Origin of the sequence: Sphingopyxis sp. BSN-002 (assembly GCF_022024275.1) — a bacterium.
Taxonomy (GTDB): Bacteria; Pseudomonadota; Alphaproteobacteria; order Sphingomonadales; family Sphingomonadaceae; genus Sphingopyxis.
The window spans coordinates 1,777,104-1,798,338 of record NZ_CP091804.1 but is presented as its reverse complement, the minus strand read 5'-3'; the positions used below and the strand labels follow the sequence as shown (position 1 = coordinate 1,798,338).

Genomic DNA, 21,235 nt, shown 5'->3' with positions numbered 1-21,235 from the left:
AACATGATATCGCGGGGGCGGGTGCGGCGCCTGTTCCGCACGCTCGTCATCAATTGCGAGCATCGGCCGGCGCGGTTGTCGCACACTTTCATGTCGTTCTGGCTTTTTTCCGCAGCGCCGCGCCATAGGCAAATGTGACCGCCATCCCGGCAAGCACGGCGCCGCATCCGACAAATACCGCCAAGTCGATCGGAGCGAAGATCCAAAGACCTGCATAGACGATCCCGCTCAACACGAAGGACCAGCCGCCGACCCGTTGAATGCGCCGCGCGACGCTGTTCGGGGCAAGCGCCTTGGGCATGCGATTGCCGTACCAAGCGACCATAAGGCCGTTGATTCCGATGACGCGCGTCGCGGTATCGTCGCCGATATAGCCGAGGGTCAACAGTGCCGTTGCGCCCAGCGACAGTCCGATGATGGCTCCGGCCCATGCAAGGCTCACCTTGATTTCACTGTTCATCCCAAAGTCTCCTTGGTGGCCAGGGGGGACGGCGCCGGAGCATCCGCGCCAAGACCGAATGAATGGACGAAGCCGAGCAGTGCTTCCTCAAGCACGGAGAGCTTCAGATGATAGATGATCGACTTGCCAGCCTTCTCGGCGTGGATAAGATCGGCTTCCTTCAGCACAAGGAAATGCGCAGACATCGTGGGCTTGGAGACGTCGAACTGATCACTTAGCTCGCCCGCGCTCATCGGCCCGGCACGCAAAAGCTGCAGGACGCGGCGACGTGTTGGATCGGAAAGAGCTTTGAAGACTGAAGACATGATTCGTTATTTAGCTAATTATCAAAACTAAGTCAAGTTCGTCGGATCGGGTGTCTAAAGGGGATTTGACGCCGGCAACGCAAATCCAAACGAAACGACTGCGAATGGCCGGTTACGGTCAGACGGCTTTCGGGCGCAGATCTCGAGAAGCGGACAATCGCGGAAAAATGCTTGCGCACGACCGGGTGTGAGAGATTGCGTCGCCGTGATCGACCCGCAGGCCATGAGGCGCCTCAACCATGCTCAGACACGCCGCCATGGCGGCCAAGAGTCTGCGCGCCGACTGCGCGGCTTTTGGCTATGATCCGTCCCGCAAAGCAAGACCGAACGCATTCAAGCCGGATGCGGGAATCACCGTCCTCGACGGCAAATCAGGCGAGGAAAGCTAGGACGCTTTGCAGATTCGCTGTTGAAATCAGCGAGACGCAGTTCGAAATCGTCTATTCCAGCCCGGCATCTTTTTGGGAATTTTAGTCCTTAGACGATGCTGGCTTGGCCTTTCGGGGACCGGGCTTCTTCGTCGGCCGCATGACCTTTGTCGCCTCGGACGCCTTGCGAGCGGGAGCATCCACGGCTTCTGGTTGCCCGGCCCGCCGCCGATACGCATGTTTGAGAGCAGCCAGGCCATCGAGAAAGTCCTGATAGGGTTCCACGGGATCGGCTGGCTCGCGATCTAGCTCGAACCGGCCCCGCAACGTCAATATGTCATTGCGGATCGCATCGGCTTCAACTGACAAATTGAGATTGGCTTCAATTTCGTCGAGCAGAATTCGGCATTCCTCGCGCCGGGCATGAGTTGGATGATCCATTTTGAAAAGGCGGGCGCGCTGTTCGACAAGCGTATCGAGCCGCCGCGTCCCCGCTTCGCGCTCAGCTTGATGCCGTGCCTTGTTGACCGCTCGAAACAGGATACGCATGCGGTCGAGGAAGAGCGTTAAGTCGCCGGCGAGCGATGCCGGCGCCTCGTGCTCGAGAATGCGCGCAATGGCTTGAGCAAATCCGACCTTCTCGATTTTCCCGCCGCTCTTCGCAACCACGCCATTGATGGCGTCGATCAGCGGGCCGCCTTTACCGATCGCTGCTTGGATAGCCGCGAGCGAAAATTCAGGTCGCACCCCTTCCCTGAACTTCATAACCTCCTCGACATAGGACGCTACCGCGGCGTGAGCGAGACCCGCGGGTACGACATCCTCGATCTCCAACACCGCCGGCCACCCGTCGATGCCGCCGCCCACTGAAGCCAGATCGAGTACGAGCTCGCTGGAAATATTGTTCTTCAGCATCGCGTCGGTGAGAAGCAATTTCTTGACTTCCAAGCCCTTTGCGTCTGCGTCGAGCAATATGACCGTGGGCGGCTTATCCGCGCCCTGCCCTCGGATACGAAAGAGTGTGTGCGGAACTTCTCCTGCGGAACCCGACGGCACGATCACGATCCGGTTGAGGTCGAGCGAGTCCTCTTCAATGAGCGGAGACAATTTGCGTATGGCAGTCGCCGCGGCGGCCAGAATGATCTGATCCGACGGACCCTCGACGAGGACATTGACTGCCCCGACGAAGGCCGTTTCGCCGACGAAAGCACCAAACGCCGATCGCAGTGGTTCATAGTGATTTTGCGTGGCGGTCGGCACCACGCGAGTGCCGTCGCTAATCGTACCTTTTTCCAGCACGCGGATGCGCTCGCCATGGTTCTTGTCGAGTAGAAAGGGAGAGTGCGTAACGTAGATGACCTGGATCGGCTCTCGATCCTTAACGGGATCGGCGAGATCACGGAACACCCTCATCAGGTCCTGCTGCGCCTCCGCTGAAAGGAAGGTATCGGGCTCGTCCATCAGGAGGATCGTTTCCCGCGAAGCGACGGGGCGGTCTACCTGAGCCTGAATGAGGTACGACAGGAAGTACCGAAGGCCGCTGCTTCGCTCCGAGAACATATATTCGCTACCGGTCCGGTCTGTGATCGTGAATGCAAGCTCGCGGTGCCGAATAACCACGCGTAGGCCGAAGTCGCGATCCTGTACCCAATAGCGTTGAAGGTTGAGCTGACGATCGAGTTGCTCGTTTGCTTTGCGCAGCAGCCCGCTGGCATAGCCGTCGTCGCTTTCGTCGACCGCTCTTGCGAGATCTTTCAGCCGATCAGGATCGATCTTGCCCAGCTCGATGAGCAGCCTGCGACCAAGGTCCAAGGAAGCGAGTTCATTTTCGGTCAGGGCATCCACTGATTTTTGAAGTGCGGGCTGCAAAAGCTCGTTGAGCGATTGCGCATTGGCCGTGATTTGGGAGGGGTCGGCCGCCAATCGGCGGAGGACCGGTACCGAATCCAGGAGTTGGCGCGCGGCATTGCGACTGACGTCCGCGAGTGAAGCCGCGCTGCCGTCGAGGATATACGCAAAGGGAATTGCATTCGGGATTGCGACGTCGGGCTTGATTTCAAATGGCTGTGGCAAGATCGCAGCGAGCCTGTCTTGCGCAGAGGCGCCGAGGTCGAAAGATTCCCATTCTTTCCCATGCGGAAGCCAGAGTTTCAGAATGTCCGGCTCTTCTCGGAACATCAGAAAGCGGTCGAAGCGGTCGAAGGAAGCACCCACGATGGCAGCTATCTCCTTGGCTTCGTCATCTGACAGCTTGTCCCAGCCGACCCCGACGTGCGGTGGACAACGCTGACCTTGGGCGACCCCGAAGAACGGCGAATAACGACAATGATCGCGATCCTTGATGTCCTTCCCCGTAATTGCCTTCTTGATCGCATCCAGCAGGTGACTTTTTCCGGACTCATTGGCGCCGACGATCGTGGTGATTTTGGGATCAAGGGGTACGCGGATATAGGGAAAATTTTGCCCGCGAAATTCATCCCAAGGCAGCTTCTCCTTGGCATTGAGTTTCCTGACCTGGTCGAAGTTAAAGGATTTGTAGAAGCGCGCGTAAGCCGTACTCAGTTTCATATTCCCCCCTCAGCGCGCTCATTTTGCGGATTCCGCGCTTCGATAGCTTAGCCAAACTCCGCAGGCAGAATATTCTTTATTGCGAAATAATTTGATCCATTCTGAACCTACCACAGGTTCAATGACTGCTTAATATTGACAAGCCGAGACGCTGTCTGGATTTCTGGCAGGGGCGGGAAAGGTCAGACAGCGACCCAGACTATTACTCGCAAGCCGTCGAGGTAGGTGGACCGTTTGCGCACGCGGGGGCAGTCAAGTCAGCTGTTGGCTAAGGCTCTGATCGAGAATTCATTCTGATCAATTGAGCCGCCACGCAGTGACCGAAGGAGGGAAACTCATGGCTTATCGGAACAAGACTTACATCGCCTTCGATGGCGACGAGGATATGCATTATTACCGCCTCATGACGGCATGGGCGGCAAATGAGAAGTTTGATTTCGAGTTTCACAATGCGCACGACGTTAATTCCGCTCGAGACAGTAGCAAGGAGGAGAGCATCAAGCGTCAGCTGCGTGAGCGCTTTGCCAATTCAAAGGCATTCGTGCTTCTGATCGGTGAGAAGACACACGCGCTGAAAAAGTTCGTCGAATGGGAGATCGAAACCGCGATCCGGCTCGAACTCCCGATCGTCGCTGTAAACCTCAACGGCAGCCGGTCACGTGACGCATTCTGCCCGCCCGCGCTTTACGACGCTCTCGCCATCTATGTGCCGTTCAACGAGAAGATAATCTCTTATGCGTTAGAACACTGGCCGACGAGCGCGGCCACGCATAGAAAGAACGGAGACGCCGGTCCATACTATTACAAAGACCATGTTTATCAGGGCCTCGGCATCAAATAATGACCTATTTCTTCAAATCGATCCTGACCTTGTCCTTTTGGCGTTTTGCCCTGTTTTCGCAGGATGCCGCGATCAAGGTTCTCGCCGCGATGGGCGGCCTGTACGGCTTTGTGGAAATGCTCGATTTTTTCGGTATCTATACCAAGGACCGATATAGTGGGCTGGCGATCATACCGATGCTCCTGGCGGCAATCATACTCGTCGTCGTTACGCGACGCCCCGTGTCGCGTATCTCCTATAAGCCGTTAGGAAAGGACTATCGCATCGACGTCCGCATCGGCGACCTATTTTCCGGAACAGGCGATGTCGTCGTCAGCACTAATACGACGTTCGACACCGACATGGCATCCGGACTGATCGACGCGGGAAGTCTGCAAGGCCAGGTTGCGACCCAGTTTTTTCAGACCAACACGAAAGACATAGATCAGCAACTAGAAAACGAATTGCAGAATGTCCCGTCGACCGAGCGCGCCGATGCGCTTGGCAAGAAGCGCGAATATCCGATCGGCACCGTAGCTCGGGTCCGCAGCCATAGTCGCACCTTCTATTTCATCGCGATGTCCCGGCTTAATGATGCGGGGACCGCCGGATCGACAAAAAGAGACGTCGAGGATGCACTCGACAAGCTCTGGGCATTCATTGCTGAGCGAGGCAACCATCAGCCGATAGCGATACCCTTGATGGGAACGGGTCGCGGCCGTATTCCGGTTCCACGCAAGAAGGTCGCCGAGATGATCGCCCAATCCTTTGCAGAGGCGTCAGCCGAGAGGATTTTCTCCGCAGAGCTTTCCATTGTGATCCGCCCGCAAGATGCGGAGAGATTTGAAGTAAACCTGTATCAAATTCGGGATTATCTGGTGCAGAGCCTTCATAGCTGAGACGTCACAAAAAGCTCGGCGGCCGGGCCGGCAGTTCGGAATTACCGACATTCGATCGCCGACCCTCAGGGTGCAAACGAGATTCTTTACACCCTTTGACGAGCTGGCCGGGAGTAGACTGTCGTCTTCTAGAGAAATCAGAAGTGTGGACATGCGTGGCGACGCTGAATTAGCGCTGACGATCAGCCTCGTGAACGGGACACCTGCGCTTGCTCGGGACGCCTGACAGGCACGATGAACTCTGGAAGATCGGAGAGGCGTTGGTTATGTGAGGCCTGCGTAGCCCAATTTAACGCTTCAAGATTGTGACTAACTTCGGCAAAAAACCGCTCCTGGTCCTGTAGCATTCCTAAGTTAATTAGATTTAGAGGCGCATGCCCGACGTTAACCGAATCATTTGTGCCGGCGACGTCTTCGATGTTTATAAAAGCGAGAATGCGCCCAGCCACCACGCTCCATTGCGTGTGGGCATATTGATTGCGCAATTTAAGACACAATCGGAGGTCGGAAATGGTGGCCTCATAAACGGACCGCACTTTTCCAGCTGGAATGCGCTGTCGGGCGAGGGCGTCAGCCAAACTGAGACGCTGAGACTCGCCGCGCGACCTAAACATCGCTTTGACGGCGGTGTCCCAATCGTTCAACGCGGCGCCAACCAGTAAGCACAGGTCCCACTCTAGTTGGCCATACCCGACGATCAAACGACCGATTATTGCTCCTTCCTCTGGAAATTGCGCGAATGCCCCCGGCATATTTAGTCGTAAGCTCATGAACGGCCCTCCTGTCTGCACTGAAAATCCTCCTGGATTTAACGCAGTATCGGCTTGACGTTTGTAGATTAAATCGGAACATGATGCGAACATGGAGGTGCGGGTATAGATGTGGTCAGATAACGAGACTATTCGTGACTTGGTCAACTTTTCACATGTCGCAGATATTGCAGCAGAAAGAATAGTCGGCGCAAAGGGAGAGCCCCTATCGGTTGGCATCTCTGGCGACTGGGGCGTCGGCAAGTCGTCGATGATGAAGCTTCTGCGCACTTCGCTCAGCAAGCACGAGGATGTCGAGTTCCGTTTCGTCGAGTTCAACGCTTGGCTCTATCAAAACTACGACGATGCTCGTGCCGCTCTCATGGAGGCGATTGCTGCTGCTGTGGTCGAACAGGCAGTCGCGAAGAAGGACTCGCTTTCGGAGACCGCTCTAAAGCACGCCCGCAACCTGCTCGGCCGCGTAAAGAAGCTCAGGCTGTTGGGCCTTATCGGCTCTACCGCGATTGACATCTATGCCGGCGGTCATCTTACGCCGTTCCTCGCGGCTGGCGTGGGGACCGTAGGTGGATTGCTCGACGGTGACGTCACAAGCGACGACGTGGAGAAAGCCCGGAAGCTCGCGACCGATACCTACGAAGGCGGGAAAAAGCTGGTCGGTGACAAGGCGCCGGAAAAGGCGTCTGAACCGGCAGAGGCTGACACGCCCCGCAAGGCGATTCAAGCCTTTCGCGATGATCTGGAGGCAACGCTAGCTGAGCTAGGCGTTACTCTAGTGGTGTTAATCGACGATCTCGATCGCTGCCTGCCCAAGACCGCGATCGCGACGCTCGAATCGATGCGTCTGTTCCTCTTTCTAAAGCATACCGCGTTCGTCATCGCCGCTGACGAGGGCATGATCCGGCAGGCCGTGCGATCGCATTTCGAGAACGCAACACTCGATGACGATCTGGTAACCAACTATTTCGACAAGCTGATTCAACTCCCCATCCGCGTGCCCGCGCTCGGTACGCAAGAGGTTCGGGCATATCTGATGATGTTGTTTGTCGACGCCGACCCGGATCTCGACGGCTCAGTGAAGGACACCATCCGTGAGGCGGTATGCAAACGCCTCGCTCAATCTTGGACAGGAGCCAGGGTCGACAAGGCTTTCGTATCTGAAGAGATCAAGAATTGCCCACCGCAAGCCGAATGCCCGCCCAGCCTGCTGAACCGCCTCGCGCTTGCCGAGCGCATCGCTCCGATCTTAACGACCTCGCCCAAAATTCGCGGTAACCCACGCCTCATCAAGCGTTTCCTCAATACCTTGTCGATGCGCAGTTCCATGGCGCGAATCCAGTCGGTGACCGTGGACGAGGAAGTGCTGGTCAAGCTGCTCCTGTTCGAACGCTGCGGCGACAAGGATGCCTATGCCGAGCTGCTTCGCGCAGTGAACGAGTCCGAAGACGGTTACGCGGCATTCTTGGGAGACATGGAGCGTCGGGCCCGCGGCGACGACACCGCGCCTGAACTGGAGAAACCATGGAACGAAGCCTTCCACATGAACTGGCTCAGGCTGGATCCGCCGCTCGCGGATAAAGATTTACGCGGCGCCCTTTATGTCGGACGAGAAAGCCACCCGATCATCTCTCGCGCTGACGAATTGTCGTCGGAGGCGATGGAGGTTCTCGACATGCTCCTGAAACTTAATTCGGCGAGCCCAATTGTCGTCGATGAGATAGCAAAACTGTCGAATCCAGAAATCGGCCGGATCACAGACAAGATCATCGTGCGGGCGAGGAATGAGACTGCTTGGGGTACGCCTCCGATTCTCAATGCGCTGCAGGCGCTCGCCGCCGTTTCGTCGGCTTCCGCCCGTGTAGTCGTCGCCTTCTTCAGCGAGGTACCGTCGAGTCAGATCAAGGCATCCATCGTGCCGCGTCTCGCAGCGATAGCTTGGGGACAGGAGGTGCTCACGGCTTTCCACAAGCGAGGTGACTTGGCCGGTCCGGCCAAGAATGCGGTCACGAAATCGTTGAAAGGGCATAAATAGTGGGAACGTCCGCTTCCAGCCGCGGCCCAGGGTCTGGGCCCGACATTCCAATCGTGCCGCCCTGGGTAGATAATCCGCCGCCCGCACCGCCTGCGCCTCAGCCGCCCCAGCTAATGCCTGCGCCAGCACAACCGGCTACGTCACCTTCTCCACAGGCGCCCCCAGCACCAAGTCCTCAGGCTCCTCAGCAGCCTCAACCACTGCTCCAACCCGAGCCAGAAACGGCAGCGCCTGGCCGGTGGCGCGGGGTAAGGACATCGCTCGGCAAGTTCGGGGGTGGTGGTGACGATCGCGGAAGACATCTACGTCGTGGTCTCGGTCACTACTCGAGAAGCGGTATGGGGGGCAGCCGCAATGCTGCGCGCCGGATGGGCGGCTCGGCCAGAACAGCCGGCATCCTGCACAACGCTCTCACCTCGCTGGCGAACGGAGAGCAGCTCCCACAAGAGCTTGGGATTGATCCACTCGCCCTTGCCGGGTTGTCACCTTCAGAGATTGCTGACGCGCTCGTTGATGCCATCCGCCCAATCGATGGGACACAGGATGCAGAAGCCACGCGAGATTCGGTCGCGCGAGCACTATCAGACATTCTGGATCAGAATGCCGATATTACCAGCCTAACACCGCAACAGATCGATCAAGTCACGGCCTCGACTCTTGGATACGACGTTGCTCTGCGCATTGAGCTCGATGTCGGTAAGGCGATTATCGCCAAGGCCCCTACGAAAAGTGAGGGGCTAGAGCGGCTCCAAGAGATGAAGGATTATGTGCGCGAAGTTGTGGCGGCCGAGTACGCAGCGGAACGCACCAGCGTTGGTTCTGTCGGTCGTGCAGCAATTGAGCGGATTTCGCGCAATGCGATTCAGCAGGCATTCGAAGTGTTTGAGGAGGATGGCGAGCTGTGATCAGAGTCTCATGCCTTCCCGAAGATCTCCCGGATGAAGCAGGGAGCGATCTGCGGTTCGATATATATTCTCAATCACGTCTCGCGGGACGCGGGCGGGTCGGAAGCCTCGTGCCTGGACGTGTTCGTCGCCTTGGCCTGCGGCCATCGGTCGATGCTTGGGATTTCACCTCATTTGCGATTGCAGTGGTCGCTGCCGACGAGGCTGTATCTCGCGAGCGTAGTCCAGATGGATGGACGCGTGAGATCGGGCTGACGGTTGCCGTCTCCTCTCCGGATTTCTGGAACTCGCAGCGCGGTCGGCTGACCCAAGCGCTCCGCTTCCTCTCAGGAGACATCTGGGAATTGAATTTTATCGGGGACGGCGCTGCTCCGACGACCAGTGATCCGATGCGACTGCGCAACGAGGACATGATCTGTTTGTTGTCGGGCGGCATGGACAGCCTGATCGGCGCAATCGACGTCGTTGAGGAAGGACGCAATCCGCTTTTTGTAAGTCAGATGGCGAAGGGAGACACCGCGGACCAAAAGATGTTCGCGCAGACTATCTCACCTCATAGCCTGCACCTTCTGCTCAACCATCATGCCCGACCGCCTGGGCCATCCGAACGATCCCAGCGCGCCCGCTCCATTGCCTTCTTGGGCTTCGGCGTGCTGGCGGCGACATGCCTGCGGCGACATCACGATGGCGATGAGGTCGAATTACGCATTCCGGAGAATGGTTTCATCAGCCAGAATGTCCCACTGACTCCACTGCGCACCGGGAGCCTCAGCACTCGCACGACACATCCATATTTCCTGCGCCTTATCCAAGATACGCTAGACGCGGCTGGCTTACGGGTTCGCGTGAACAACCCCTATGAGCATAGCACGAAAGGCGAAATGCTTTTGGGTTGCACGAACCAGCCTCTTCTGAAGCAACTGGTTGGCGATTCAACCAGTTGTGGTCGCTATTCCCGCACGGGCTTCCAGCATTGTGGTCGCTGCGTCCCATGCCAAGTGCGACGCGGCGCCTATCTGGCTTGGGGGCAGGACGATGACACCGTTGGCCGTTACAAATACGAACAGTTAGACCAAGATGATGTTCGCCACGCCCGGTTTGATGACGTCAGATCCGTCGCCATCGCTGTTGAAACGGTGAGCCGACATGGCATCGAAGAGTTGATCGGCGGTGCGATGAATGCCCGGTTACTCGGTGACATTACCCCCTATCGGGAGGTCGTCCGGCGTGGCATCGCGGAACTCTCCGCTCTCCACGCCCACCTAGGTGTCCCTTGATTGACTTCCATTGCCATCTTGATCTGTTTCCTGATCCTCAGAACGTCCTTGAGGGAATCGATGCGAGAGGGACCTATGTATTGGCGGTCACGACCACGCCTAAGGCTTGGCGCGGGACAAAGAAGCTGGTTGGCGATCGCAAGCGAGTTCGGGTGGCACTAGGTCTGCATCCTGAACTTGTTGCACACCGCCATCAAGAATTGCCCCTCCTATGCGGCCTCCTTCCCGAAGCTCGATATGTGGGCGAAATTGGAATTGATGGTAGCCCGCCACATAGAGATTCACTCGACTTGCAGAAAGCGGTCTTCGATCGCATCCTCACTGAATGCGCTGCGCTCGGCGGACGCGTGATGACGATCCATTCCCGCGGTGCGGCCTCAGCAGTTTTGGATGCGCTAGAACGTCGACCGAACGCCGGCGTTCCTATCCTTCATTGGTTCAGCGGAAGTACGAAGGAATTGACCCGAGCGGTTCAAATCGGATGCTGGTTCTCCGTAGGCCCCGCAATGCTGAAATCTCGAAAAGGCCGCGAATTGGCCAGCGCAATGCCGATCGATCGGATGCTTACCGAGACGGATGCACCTTTCGCACGAGATGGAGAGCACCCTTTGATGCCGTGGCAGGCGTATGACTCTCTGCTCGTGTTGGAAATGCTGCATGGAGTAGATCGGAAGGCGCTCGCCCTACAGATGAAAAGAAATCTGAAACGGCTTGCACAATATGCAACGGCTTAGGTTGTACGTGTCTCCCTTCAGCATCACTCGGCGGTCGGGTAATAAGGCGAATGTCGGCTGGCGGCTGTCGGCTTTTGGGTGCGGGTGACGAAGTGTTTGAACGACCGAAATGAGGCGCAAGGTCGACGCGCGCCGTCGCAGGGTAAGAGAGTGATTGGACGTTAAAGACGAATTCCAGCAATCACCCCTCCGGCTCGGCCGCCGCCATCGCCAGCGCAACCCGCAGCGTGACCAGCGCATCCTTCCCCGCGACGTGCATTCCCTTGCGCTCGATCCCGTACTCATCCGCGAGGTGAGCCAAGCGGCGCGGGTTGCCATTCACCGGGTTCGTGAGCCGCGACCACGCTCCCGTATCTACGGTGGGCAACTTTTGCGTTTTCGGTAGCGGACACCCCCACTGTCTCATTTTCAACCGGTCATTCTGAAGCGCGTGGCCGACGAGAATTTCGGCGGATCGCATGGTGGCTTGCAGCCACGCCTTGGCCGCGTCTTCGGCCAGGTACATGGTCTTGCCATTGTCGAAGGACCGGGCGCGGCCTCTGACGCGGACGTTATGTACCTTGATCTCGCCATCGCGCAGCACCGCGACCCCGAGTTCGGCGACGCGGTTGGGAGGCTGGTACTCCCACTCGGCGTCGAAGCTGACGATCGTGTATCCCTTGTCCAACGCTTGCCGCATGAGGCGCCATTGCGGGGTTTCCCATATCGGGATGGGAACACGGCCGCGGCGTTTCGGCGTAACAGGCTCTACAGATATTTCTTCATTCATGACTGTTCCGAGGTCTAATCATCAAGTAGAGGAATGCAATCAGCGCCATAATGGCGAAAATGCAGAGGATTTACATGCAGAACGAAGACTTGGTCACGCTGACTGCGGACATTGCCGCTGCTTACGTGTCGAACAACAGTGTCGCCGTCAGCGACCTTGCCGTTCTGATCAACAAGATTCATGGTAGCCTTACGGGCCTTAGCTTAGCCGCCGAACCCGAGGTTACCGAAGCCGTCCCCATCGTGTCCATCCGCGCATCGGTGAAGCCCGACTATCTCGTCTGCCTTGAATGCGGGCAAAAGGCGAAGACCCTGCGCCGCCATCTGAACACCGCGCACGAGCTGGATGAAGCGGCTTATCGTGACAAGTACAATCTCCCGGCCTCCTATCCGATGACTGCACCGAGCTATTCGGAAAAGCGCCGGGAAATGGCGAAGAGCATCGGCCTTGGCAGGCAGGGCACCGGCGGCCGTAAGCCGGCGGGTCGAACTAAGAAGTAAGAGAGAACTCTCGTGGGCCGCCTTGGGTCGCGACCACCCGGGCGGCCGCGATCAGAGCGGTCATTTCGCCGATCGCTCTGTCCAGCTGGTCCAGACGCTCTCGAAGCTCGGTATCCCGGCCACCGATCATCAACGCGACGGGGCTCATATCTTCCATGATAATGCCGACCTCGGTGCAGAGGCGGGCCACGAGGTCTCGATGGTCGTCGTCCATGCCCGTACGAAGCGGGATGGCGGGGTCCAAGTCCATAACCAGCTTCACGCCGCCGCTCCAAATATCGCCCGCTGCGCTCCCCAGTCGACCGGCCATTTCTGCGCGAGTATCCATTCCGGCGTCACGTGGTTGGGCGCGGCGCCGGTGAGCAGTGCACGCTGAATGTCGGGCGCCAGTAGTCCTATTATGATCCGCTGCCGAACCCACTGCGCCGCCGGAGCCGTCATCTGCCCATGCTCGGCCGGCGCCATCGGCGAGGCGTGAACTTCGTCGAGCCGCTGGTGTGCCGTGCGGACGAGCGCGGCGAGATCAGCCTTGGTATCGAAGCCGGCCACGGCCTTGTCTGGAGACTGTTTCGTCCTCCCCCGCCGATCGGGCGGCAGCGCGACGGAGAGGTGCAGGATGCCGCCCTCAATCTTCGCGTCGGCGTCGATCAACTCAGCTTTGCGAAGCAGCCGGGTAGCGCCGAGCGCACTGTCGTCGGTGATCTGTGCGACGTCGATCTCGGCAAACAGCCGCTCGCCAAGCGCCGTGACCTTGGTGATGGCGCCGAACAGATCGGTGTCATGCTGATCAATGACCAGGTCCTTGAGCCCGACGTTGATCGCCCGCTCGATCCGTGCCGCCGAGAACCGCTGCCCCTCGCGATTGGTCGGCATGTTCGCGGTGCGGGGAAGCAGGCAGTCGCTGACATAATAGCGGTACATCTTCTTGCCCCGCCCGTACGAGAAACTCACGCTCATCGGCTGGCCGTCGGCATCATGGATCTTACCGGTGAGCGGCGAGGACGCCGCGCGGGTCCTGCGGGCGCTGCGCTTGACCCGGTTGTCGTCGAGCTGCGCCTGCACGGCGTCGAACAACTCCTTGTCGACGATCGCCTCATGCTCGCCGGCATGCGCCTTGCCCTTGTGGACGGCATAACCTCGATAGACCTTGTTCCGCAGGATATGGGCGAGCGCCCCGACATGGAACGGCAGCCCGCCGTGGGTCTTGCCCGCGCGCGACGTCCAGCGCTTTGACCGGATGCCCTCGGCTGCCAGCTCCTTCGCAAGCGCGGGCACCGACTTCAGCGCAAGGTAGCGGGAGAAAATATGCCGGACCGTCTCGGCCTCAGCCTCGTTCACCTCGAGCTTCCGGTCGCCGAGGTCGTAGCCCAGCGGGACATTGCCGCCCATGAACATGCCCTTGGCTCTTGACGCCGCGATCTTGTCGCGGATGCGCTCGCCGGTGACCTCGCGCTCGAACTGCGCGAACGACAGCAGGACATTGAGGGTCAGCCGTCCCATGCTGTTGGTGGTGTTGAACGCCTGCGTCACGCTCACGAACGAGGTGTCATTGCCGTCGAAGGTTTCGACAATGCGGGCGAAGTCCATGAGGCTGCGAGTGAGCCGGTCGACCTTGTAGACGACGACGATATCGATGCGTCCACGTGCGATATCGGCGAGCAGGGCTTTGAGGGCAGGGCGATCCATATTGCCACCCGACCAGCCGCCGTCGTCATAGCGGTCGGGAAGACATTCCCAGCCTTCGCCTGCCTGGCTCAATATGTAGGCCTCGCACGCCTCGCGCTGGGCATCGAGCGTGTTGAACGCTTGCTCAAGCCCTTCCTCGGTCGACTTCCTCGTATAGATGGCGCAGCGCCGCCGCGGCGGACTGCTCATCGGACGTTCGCCTGCCGGAGGCCGAAGAAGCGCGGACCGTTCCAGCGCATCCCCGTGATATGGCGCGCGACCTCGGAAAGGCTGCCCCAGGTCTTCCCCTCATAGACGACCCCGCTCTCGATCACGACGACCTCGTGGGTGCGGCCGGCCCATTCGCGGGCGAGACGCATGCCGGGCGGCGGAACCACACGCAGCGGCAGATCCTCGCGCGCGAGCAGCTTCTTCGTTGTCGCGTCGAGCCCGCCATAGACGTCGGCCTGCACGCGCCATGCGAGGACACGGCGAAGCAGGTCGGCGCTGCGGTGACGGGGAGCAGCGCCGTAGCGCCGCTCCCACTCTACCCGAAGCTCTGCGAGCGGCATCGCGGCGATTGCCGCGACCGCGTTCGTGACCCCGGCCTTCCGGCTCATGCCGCGGCTCCGATGAACCAGGCGGTCGTATTGCCGGTCGCGCGCTTCTCGATGACATGGTCCTTCTTACGAAGCCCCGTCATCGCGGCGCGCACGCTGTGCGATTGCCAGCCGGTGCGCGTCGTCATTTCTTCGAGGGTGGCGCCGTCGTCGCGCTGGAGCATCTCGAGCAGGGTCGCGGCCTTGCTGCCTTCGCGCAGTGTCTTCGTGTCGGTGTTCTTGGTCATGGGTGGTCTCCTGATGAGACCCGGCGGCATGCCGGGCCCACCACCCAGAGCCCCGCCGATCACTCGGCTGGGGCAGGCGCTGCGATTCAGTGCGTTGCGGCTCCTGCAGCAATGCTCCGTTCCAAAGCGAAGTCGAGCGATAAAGTTTCCTACCGCCGCTTTGCACACAAAATCGGCCATCGGCCATTCAGCTCCGCCGCCGACCTCGCGCTAGAATTTAGCCTAGTTCATGCTCTCAGCACGAGCCGTGTTCAGGAACGCTGTCCGCTGGGCTTGATTTGGTTGTGCAGAAAAAATTGTTCCAATATGGTGGTTTACACACACTCTCAATTGACGCTTAGCGCTTTGCCTGAAACTCTGAAGGCGATTTTATCTGCGGCCGATTCTTGGCCGACTTCGGGGGGCGCATGGCAAAGCTTGGCATATTGAGGCGCTTTTTTGCAGTAGCGACGTTGTTGATTGGAGCAATCTCGGGAAGCGCCCTCGGTCAGACCCCGCTCCCGGGAACGACACCAACGGCGGTGACACCGCTATGGTACACAATCACTGGAACTGGCAAACCGCAGGAAGGATATTCGACGCCCGACGGAGCGTGCCGACGGCAGCACCAAGTCTATAACCCGAATGCGACCTATCAAGCCCCCAAGTACGACGATTACAACACCTATATTTGCAGGTGGGATACGAGTGCGCCCGGCGCCAGCACGATCTTGCCTGCGTGGGTGACATTGCAATGCCCCAATACGCACAGCCTGACGCCAAACGGTGAATGCCGGACGGCAGCCGATGATGAGCCGGAATGCGACTGCACTGAAGAGAGCCGGCCGGAGGCGACTGGCCCGAGCCCGATAGCCGGAAACCCGATCTCGATCGCGACTGGCTCCAAGATCGACTATCAAAGTGACTTTGAAACGGCCGATGGCCTGTTCAAGGTGGGGCGCAGTTACCGCAGCCTTCAGCACCAGAGCCGCCGGCAATCGAACACGCCGATACCCGGCTTCGGGCCGAACTGGCATGGCGTATTGCCCGGACGACTGGCCGCGTTCGGTACCTATACCGAGATCGTGGAATATCTTCCGGCTTCGGGCGGATACGATTATTTTAGCACCACCAGCACGAGCACCGATTGGGTCTATGCTCCCGGGAGACAGACGAGCTTGTCATCCCACGCGATTGGCCGGCGCAAGTTCGAGATTATCACCCCGCCGTCGGTGACTCGGAATGTCTATTTCCGAACCGAAGCTGCTGTCCCCAATGGAGCCGCCGAATTCAAGCTCACGGAATCCGACGGGACGCAGACATTCTACCGCCGCGCAAATAGTTGGAGCACAGCAGATCAGCTGCGCTATCTCATCCCGATCCAGCGGATCATGCCGGGGGGCTACACCCTATACTATGATTATCCCGATGTAGGGGAGTTTCCGGACAAGGTACGTGACAGCTTCGGCCGCGAAATGTTGCTTACATGGGCGGTGACCAAGCCGAGTAGCATCTATCAAACTACCAGCGGCGGCGGCGGCGGGAGCGGGGGCGGCACGACGAGTTCGAGCACCATATATTATGAAGCCCCGAACCTGACCAAGGTGATCACCCAGATCCAGCTGCCAGATACAACCAAGCTCGTATATACGTATGGCGAAACCTCTACGGTCGATCGCGTCGGGCGCGACGACCGGCTGACCCGCGTCAGCAGGCAGGATGTGCTCGGTAACGAGCTGTGGGCCCGCGAATATCTCTATGAAGACGGCAACTGGCCCTACGCGCTTACCGGTATCGTCGACCAGGATGGCCAGCGCCTATCGACCTATACCTATCATCCCAACGGGCTGGCAAAGACCTCGGAGCGCGCTGGCGGCGTAGGCAAGGTCGAGGTGGACTACACGACGGATCGAGACAACACCTACGAGTACACGTACCGCTCCGTGAAAAACCCGTTGGGCCGGCAGGAAAATTACCATTTTTTCCGCCGCCAGATTTCGACGCTCAGCAATATCCCCTCTTCGCTGACCCGCATAGAAGGCCTGGCGACAGCAGACGTGCCGGCCGACCTTCGTACATTCAACCAGGCGGCCTCGGGCAGCTTCAGCTATATTCGTCAGCTTACCTCGACGACCGATCCTCGTGGCGTTGTGACCAACTTCACGAATGACACCGCGAATTCGCGTCCGACAGCGATTACCGAAGGCGTCGGGACAAGTGCGGCGCGCACGCGGAACATCCAATGGCATGCGACGCTCGACCTTCCAACGCGCATCGACGTTCCCGGTCTTCGCACGGAGATGACCTACGGGACGGACGGCGAGTTGCTGACGCGCACGCTGACTGACACGACGACGCATACTCTTCCTTATTCGACGGCGGGACAGACGCGGACTGAGACCTACACGTGGGGTACTGGCGGCCGCCTCGCGTCGATCAACGGCCCGCGTGCCGCAGTTGGCGCGATCGACGATATCACTAGCTTTTCCTATGATGCCACCGGCAACCTGCTGACGATGACGAATGGCCTCGGCCAGGTCACCGCCTTCGCTGGTCATGATGTGGTCGGCCGACCCGGCTCGATGACCGATCCGAACGGCATCCAGACGCTCTTTGCCTATGATCCGCTAGGCCGCCTGCTGACCAGTACGGTCAAGCATCCGGTGAGCTCGGCGCTCGATGCCGTCACTACCTACGACTATGATGTGGAAGGCCGGGTCACCGGGATCACCCTTCCCGCGACCGAGAAGCTCAGCTTCGTATACGACCTTGCAGGCCAACTTCTCGAGATTGCTTCGGCTGACGGCGAGAAACAGACCTTCGCGCACGACGCGATGGGCAATGTCACCGAGCAGAAGATCAAGCGCGCCGACGGTGTAGCCCGCAGCACGATCACTCGGACGTTCGACAGCATCGGCCGCATGCTCACCGAGACGCTCGGCTCCGGCCGGACGACCGCCTGGGAATATGACAAGAACGGCAACCCGGTCCGCACGACCTCGCCGCGCAGCTATGCGACCGACTTGGCGTTCGATCCTCTGAACCGGCTGACCCAAGCGGTCGCCCCTGACACTGGGACGACGGCGACCGCCTATAATGCGAAGGACGAGCCAACCAGCTTCACCGACGCCGTGTCGGTGCAAACGACGTTCGTTCGCAACGGGTTCGGCGAGGTCATCCGCGAGGTCAGCCCCGATCGTGGCACCAGCACCTACTATTATGATGCTGCGGGCGACATGACCGCCGCGATCGACGGTCGTGGCCAGCGGATCGATTATACGCGCGACATCCTCGGCCGAGTGACAAGCAAAACGCCGGTCGGCCGTCCTTCCTCGGAGATCGTTACCTACACCTACGACAGCGGCGGCGTATCGGGCTGTTATTGCGTCGGCCGCCTTGCGAGCATGACCGATGGCAGCGGCACGACCAGCTTCGGCTATGACCATCGCGGTAACCTGACCTCGAAGGCCGAGCCGGTGGGGACGCTGGCGTGGACTTACGACCTCGCCGACCGCGTCGTCCAGGTCGGTTATCCGAGCGGCCGCGACGTCGGCTACACGCGCGATGCCAAGGGACGCGTGATCGAAGTGAAGACGCGCGCGACGAGCGGCTCGAGCTGGTCGACGCTGGCGACGAACATCACCTACGAGCCGTTCGGCCCGATGAAATCGGCCGACCTTGGCAATGGGCTGAAGCTGTCGCTCGATTGGGGCAGCGACCGGCGGCTGGCGTCGAAGCGGCTGTACACCGCGGGCGGCGCGGACGTCTGGCACCTGACCTACGCCTATGACGGCGACGACAATATCACCGCGATCACCGACCTAGTGACCTCGGCGAACAGCCGCAGCTTCGGCTATGACAGTGTTGACCGGCTGACGCGGGTGGACAGCGGCGGCGCTCCGTTCGCGCGCGAGGATTATGTCCATGACAAGAATGGCAACCGCGCCGCGGTCCAGCGCCGCACCAATGTCGCCGACACGGCTCCTGCCGAGACCGACACCTACACGCGTACGAGCGGCACGAACCGCATCGCGTCGGTCGCGCCCGCAGGAGGCGGCACGCGCGGGTTTACGCACGATGCGCGCGGCAACCTGATCGGCGAGACGCGTCCGGGCGGGCCGAGCCTTACGCTCGGCTATGATGGGCATGCGCGGCTGGCGAGCTACGCGGTCGCGGGCGCCGAGACGCAGGCGATGCTCTACAATGGGCTCGACGAGCGGGTAGGCCTTACTACGACGCTGGGCGGCAGCCCTGTGGCGGAGCGGCGCTATATCTACGACGCCGACCACCGCATCATCGGCGAATATGGCACGACGACCGCAGACCTCCGCGCCGAATATATCTGGATCCTGCCCGAGGTTGGCGATGCCTCGCCGTTCGGCGGTGACGACGGGCTCGGTGGCTATATGCCGCTCGCGGTCGCCATCCCCGACGGCGCGACGAGCAAGATCCAGTGGGTGCAGGGCAATCACCTCGGCACACCCGTGGTCACGACCGACGCGACCGGCGCTGTGATCTCGCCCTCCGGGTACGACCGCATCGGGTTCCCGGGACAGGTCGAGCAGCATGCCGACCTCTATTATAATTACTACCGCGACTATGACCAAACGCTCGGGCGGTACGTTCAAGCCGATCCTATCGGGCTCGAGGGAGGCAGTAATCCATATCTGTATGCTGAAGGTAATCCTTTAGTCAAATTTGATCCGTTCGGGACGTATCCTGAGAACATATTTCCGTTGAATTCTTCGAATCCAGCTGATGTGAGGTTGAGGGCGAGTGCTGAAAGGTCAAAGAAAATCTATGATCGTCCAAATGAATTGGTATTTTTTGGGCACGGAGCCAATAAGGAAATTCAATATTATGATGAGTTGTACGATGCGCGGAATTTTTATGATAGAGTATTGAAATATCACCCAGCTTGGAGGCCTGGGATGCCGGTCACTCTATATGCGTGTGATACGGGCAATGGTTTCGCGCAGGCACTGGCTAACATTATTCGAGCTCCGGTAAGAGCGCCGACTGCATGGGCATATTATGACAGGCAGACGGGCCGCATAGAAATTTGGGAGCAAGGATTTGGCGGCAAAGGAAAGTCCAAGGTTCTCCAAGGCAAGCGCCATGGTCGCGCGGGTGAGATGAAAACTTTCTATCCCAAGTGAGGGAATTATTTATGAAAAACGTCCTCTTTCTGCCTCTAATATCTCTTGTTCTGTCGTCTTGCGTCGACAGGCAAGTCCCGTCCGGAAATGCGAAGGAAGAGCGATCTACTCCTGCTGATGAGATAGAGAATATTCCCGATATTGAAAAGAAGGCACAAAGCGGAGATCGAAAAGCTATAAGCTATTTGATCACATATTATCGGCGCATTGGCAATGAAGATAAACTGGGCACATATGTTAAATTAGGTAAGGATAATTGGATAAGTTCGGCCTTCTATAAGGAAATTGCAGATTTTAATCATATAATATCTAATTCGAAGTCAATAAAAGAAAGAGAATTATATAGTTTGGCTAAGTCTTGTATCTATCTTTCTTCCATTAAAGCCGAATATGTTTATCAGATGTCAAAGAATGGAGAATCTTCATTTAGGAACGAAGGCATTGATTTTATGCAATCAATTTTTGATTTAAACTATCAAGAATACAAGGGTGTTCTTGATAAGGAAAAATGTACTATTTTTACTAAAAATTAGAGCAGTTCCACTTCGTGCGAGGCGTGTATTCGCCAAGCGTGGTGGGTTTGCGATGACTGGTGCTGCAGTCTCACCACTTCCCTAATGAAGGTTATGTCGCGTTGCCCGGTGAATGCAAGGTGTTGGCTAATTACGCGCGATGGGAACAGATGCGCCAGCGTAGGGATCATAAGCGCTCGGAGGCAGATGAGATTGCAGATGGCTTGGCAATTGTCCGAGATCGGTGTTGGTCCGTCGGTCGCCATCCGAGCCTGCCCCCGCAAGACCGTTCAGCGCCGTTGCGATGCTTGACGCCCCGAAAAGGATGAAGCAGCCGACTACAACGGTGATGCCTCGTCGCAGTTCCAGCCTTCCCGAAAGCATAAGCAGGCCGATCGCCGCGACCGCGATCACGGCGAACATGGTCGCAGTCGATCCCAAGGCGGCACCTTGCGCCCACATCATGCCTTCCGCGATAGGGCTGTGTGTCGGCGGCTCGGTGAGAGGCATCGTCGGGGAATCCATCCATTATCAGTAAGCAAATTTTTCGTCGAAATCAAAACGTGATAGGCTACCAGCGCCAAGCAACCAAAGTGGCGGCAATGGATCAAAATCGACTTGGCAGCCTCGCGCGCAGCGGGCTATCCCTGCTCGGCGGTTAAACGCAAG

General features: G+C 58.6%; 20 protein-coding genes. 10 read left to right on the top strand and 10 right to left on the bottom strand.

Features of this window, described 5'->3' with window-relative positions:
* Positions 1-88 precede the first annotated feature (88 nt).
* Together L7H23_RS08870 and L7H23_RS08865 are read right to left on the bottom strand one after the other, a co-directional pair.
* Entirely contained in the window at positions 89-460 is a 372-nt protein-coding gene (locus L7H23_RS08870; RefSeq protein WP_237838986.1) for an SdpI family protein, read from the bottom strand.
* On the bottom strand, positions 457-765 hold the full coding sequence (locus L7H23_RS08865) for an autorepressor SdpR family transcription factor (RefSeq protein ID WP_237838985.1): 309 nt from the start codon (positions 763-765) through the stop codon (positions 457-459). Before L7H23_RS08865 ends, L7H23_RS08870 begins: the two co-directional genes overlap by 4 nt.
* A gap of 239 nt (positions 766-1,004) precedes the next feature.
* Here L7H23_RS08865 and L7H23_RS08860 point away from each other — a divergent pair, with 239 nt between their 5' ends.
* Complete coding sequence (locus tag L7H23_RS08860; RefSeq protein ID WP_237838983.1) at positions 1,005-1,154, top strand: hypothetical protein; 150 nt, start codon at positions 1,005-1,007, stop codon at positions 1,152-1,154.
* A gap of 81 nt (positions 1,155-1,235) precedes the next feature.
* On the opposite strand, the gene L7H23_RS08855 is transcribed toward L7H23_RS08860, so the two are convergent.
* A complete protein-coding gene (locus L7H23_RS08855; RefSeq protein ID WP_237838982.1) occupies positions 1,236-3,701 on the bottom strand; it encodes an AAA family ATPase in 2,466 nt (821 codons plus the stop codon).
* Between the two features lie 337 nt (positions 3,702-4,038).
* Between L7H23_RS08855 and L7H23_RS08850 the strand changes: the two genes are divergently transcribed.
* Positions 4,039-4,542, top strand: coding sequence for a TIR domain-containing protein (locus L7H23_RS08850; protein WP_237838980.1), 504 nt, complete (start codon positions 4,039-4,041; stop codon positions 4,540-4,542).
* Positions 4,542-5,420: a macro domain-containing protein gene (locus L7H23_RS08845; RefSeq protein WP_237838978.1), complete on the top strand. Its 879-nt coding sequence runs from the start codon at positions 4,542-4,544 to the stop codon at positions 5,418-5,420. The genes L7H23_RS08850 and L7H23_RS08845 overlap by 1 nt, the downstream gene beginning before the upstream one ends.
* Positions 5,421-5,602: 182 nt before the next feature.
* Here L7H23_RS08845 and L7H23_RS08840 read toward each other — a convergent pair whose 3' ends face one another.
* Entirely contained in the window at positions 5,603-6,472 is an 870-nt protein-coding gene (locus L7H23_RS08840; RefSeq protein ID WP_237839318.1) for a hypothetical protein, read from the bottom strand.
* Between L7H23_RS08840 and L7H23_RS08835 the strand changes: the two genes are divergently transcribed.
* The 4 genes from L7H23_RS08835 to qatD all read left to right on the top strand — a co-directional run bounded on the left by L7H23_RS08835 (position 6,357) and on the right by qatD (position 11,135).
* On the top strand, positions 6,357-8,219 hold the full coding sequence (locus L7H23_RS08835; protein WP_237839181.1) for a P-loop NTPase fold protein: 1,863 nt from the start codon (positions 6,357-6,359) through the stop codon (positions 8,217-8,219). The genes L7H23_RS08840 and L7H23_RS08835 overlap by 116 nt on opposite strands.
* Positions 8,220-8,332: 113 nt before the next feature.
* Complete coding sequence (gene qatB / locus L7H23_RS08830) at positions 8,333-9,124, top strand: Qat anti-phage system associated protein QatB (protein ID WP_345790425.1); 792 nt, start codon at positions 8,333-8,335, stop codon at positions 9,122-9,124.
* Positions 9,121-10,401, top strand: a complete 1,281-nt coding sequence (qatC, locus tag L7H23_RS08825) for a Qat anti-phage system QueC-like protein QatC (protein WP_345790424.1) — start codon at positions 9,121-9,123, stop codon at positions 10,399-10,401. The genes qatB and qatC overlap by 4 nt, the downstream gene beginning before the upstream one ends.
* Positions 10,398-11,135 (top strand): Qat anti-phage system TatD family nuclease QatD, encoded by a 738-nt coding sequence (gene qatD / locus L7H23_RS08820; RefSeq protein ID WP_237838972.1) that lies wholly within the window; start codon positions 10,398-10,400, stop codon positions 11,133-11,135. Before qatC ends, qatD begins: the two co-directional genes overlap by 4 nt.
* A 181-nt stretch (positions 11,136-11,316) precedes the next feature.
* On the opposite strand, the gene L7H23_RS08815 is transcribed toward qatD, so the two are convergent.
* Complete coding sequence (locus L7H23_RS08815; protein WP_237838971.1) at positions 11,317-11,904, bottom strand: hypothetical protein; 588 nt, start codon at positions 11,902-11,904, stop codon at positions 11,317-11,319.
* A 50-nt stretch (positions 11,905-11,954) separates the two neighbouring features.
* Between L7H23_RS08815 and L7H23_RS08810 the strand changes: the two genes are divergently transcribed.
* Complete coding sequence (locus tag L7H23_RS08810) at positions 11,955-12,404, top strand: MucR family transcriptional regulator (protein ID WP_345790423.1); 450 nt, start codon at positions 11,955-11,957, stop codon at positions 12,402-12,404.
* Here L7H23_RS08810 and L7H23_RS08805 read toward each other — a convergent pair.
* Genes L7H23_RS08805 through L7H23_RS08790 form a run of 4 tightly spaced genes read right to left on the bottom strand, consistent with a single transcriptional unit; the run spans position 12,394 to position 14,916 of the window.
* The gene (locus tag L7H23_RS08805; RefSeq protein WP_237838970.1) at positions 12,394-12,666 is read right to left on the bottom strand and encodes a hypothetical protein; all 273 of its coding nucleotides are present in this window, start codon (positions 12,664-12,666) and stop codon (positions 12,394-12,396) included. The genes L7H23_RS08810 and L7H23_RS08805 overlap by 11 nt on opposite strands.
* Positions 12,663-14,279 (bottom strand): recombinase family protein, encoded by a 1,617-nt coding sequence (locus tag L7H23_RS08800; protein ID WP_237838968.1) that lies wholly within the window; start codon positions 14,277-14,279, stop codon positions 12,663-12,665. The genes L7H23_RS08805 and L7H23_RS08800 overlap by 4 nt, the downstream gene beginning before the upstream one ends.
* Entirely contained in the window at positions 14,276-14,689 is a 414-nt protein-coding gene (locus L7H23_RS08795) for a DUF2924 domain-containing protein (protein ID WP_237838967.1), read from the bottom strand. Before L7H23_RS08795 ends, L7H23_RS08800 begins: the two co-directional genes overlap by 4 nt.
* Complete coding sequence (locus tag L7H23_RS08790; protein WP_237838966.1) at positions 14,686-14,916, bottom strand: DUF3489 domain-containing protein; 231 nt, start codon at positions 14,914-14,916, stop codon at positions 14,686-14,688. Before L7H23_RS08790 ends, L7H23_RS08795 begins: the two co-directional genes overlap by 4 nt.
* 407 nt (positions 14,917-15,323) lie before the next feature.
* Between L7H23_RS08790 and L7H23_RS08785 the strand changes: the two genes are divergently transcribed.
* Together L7H23_RS08785 and L7H23_RS08780 are read left to right on the top strand one after the other, a co-directional pair.
* The gene (locus L7H23_RS08785; RefSeq protein WP_237838965.1) at positions 15,324-20,054 is read left to right on the top strand and encodes an RHS repeat-associated core domain-containing protein; all 4,731 of its coding nucleotides are present in this window, start codon (positions 15,324-15,326) and stop codon (positions 20,052-20,054) included.
* Positions 20,055-20,065: 11 nt separating this feature from the next.
* Positions 20,066-20,587, top strand: coding sequence for a hypothetical protein (locus L7H23_RS08780; protein ID WP_237838964.1), 522 nt, complete (start codon positions 20,066-20,068; stop codon positions 20,585-20,587).
* Between the two features lie 126 nt (positions 20,588-20,713).
* Here L7H23_RS08780 and L7H23_RS08775 read toward each other — a convergent pair whose 3' ends face one another.
* Positions 20,714-21,076, bottom strand: coding sequence for a TrbC/VirB2 family protein (locus tag L7H23_RS08775; protein WP_237838963.1), 363 nt, complete (start codon positions 21,074-21,076; stop codon positions 20,714-20,716).
* Between the last annotated feature and the right edge of the window lie 159 nt (positions 21,077-21,235).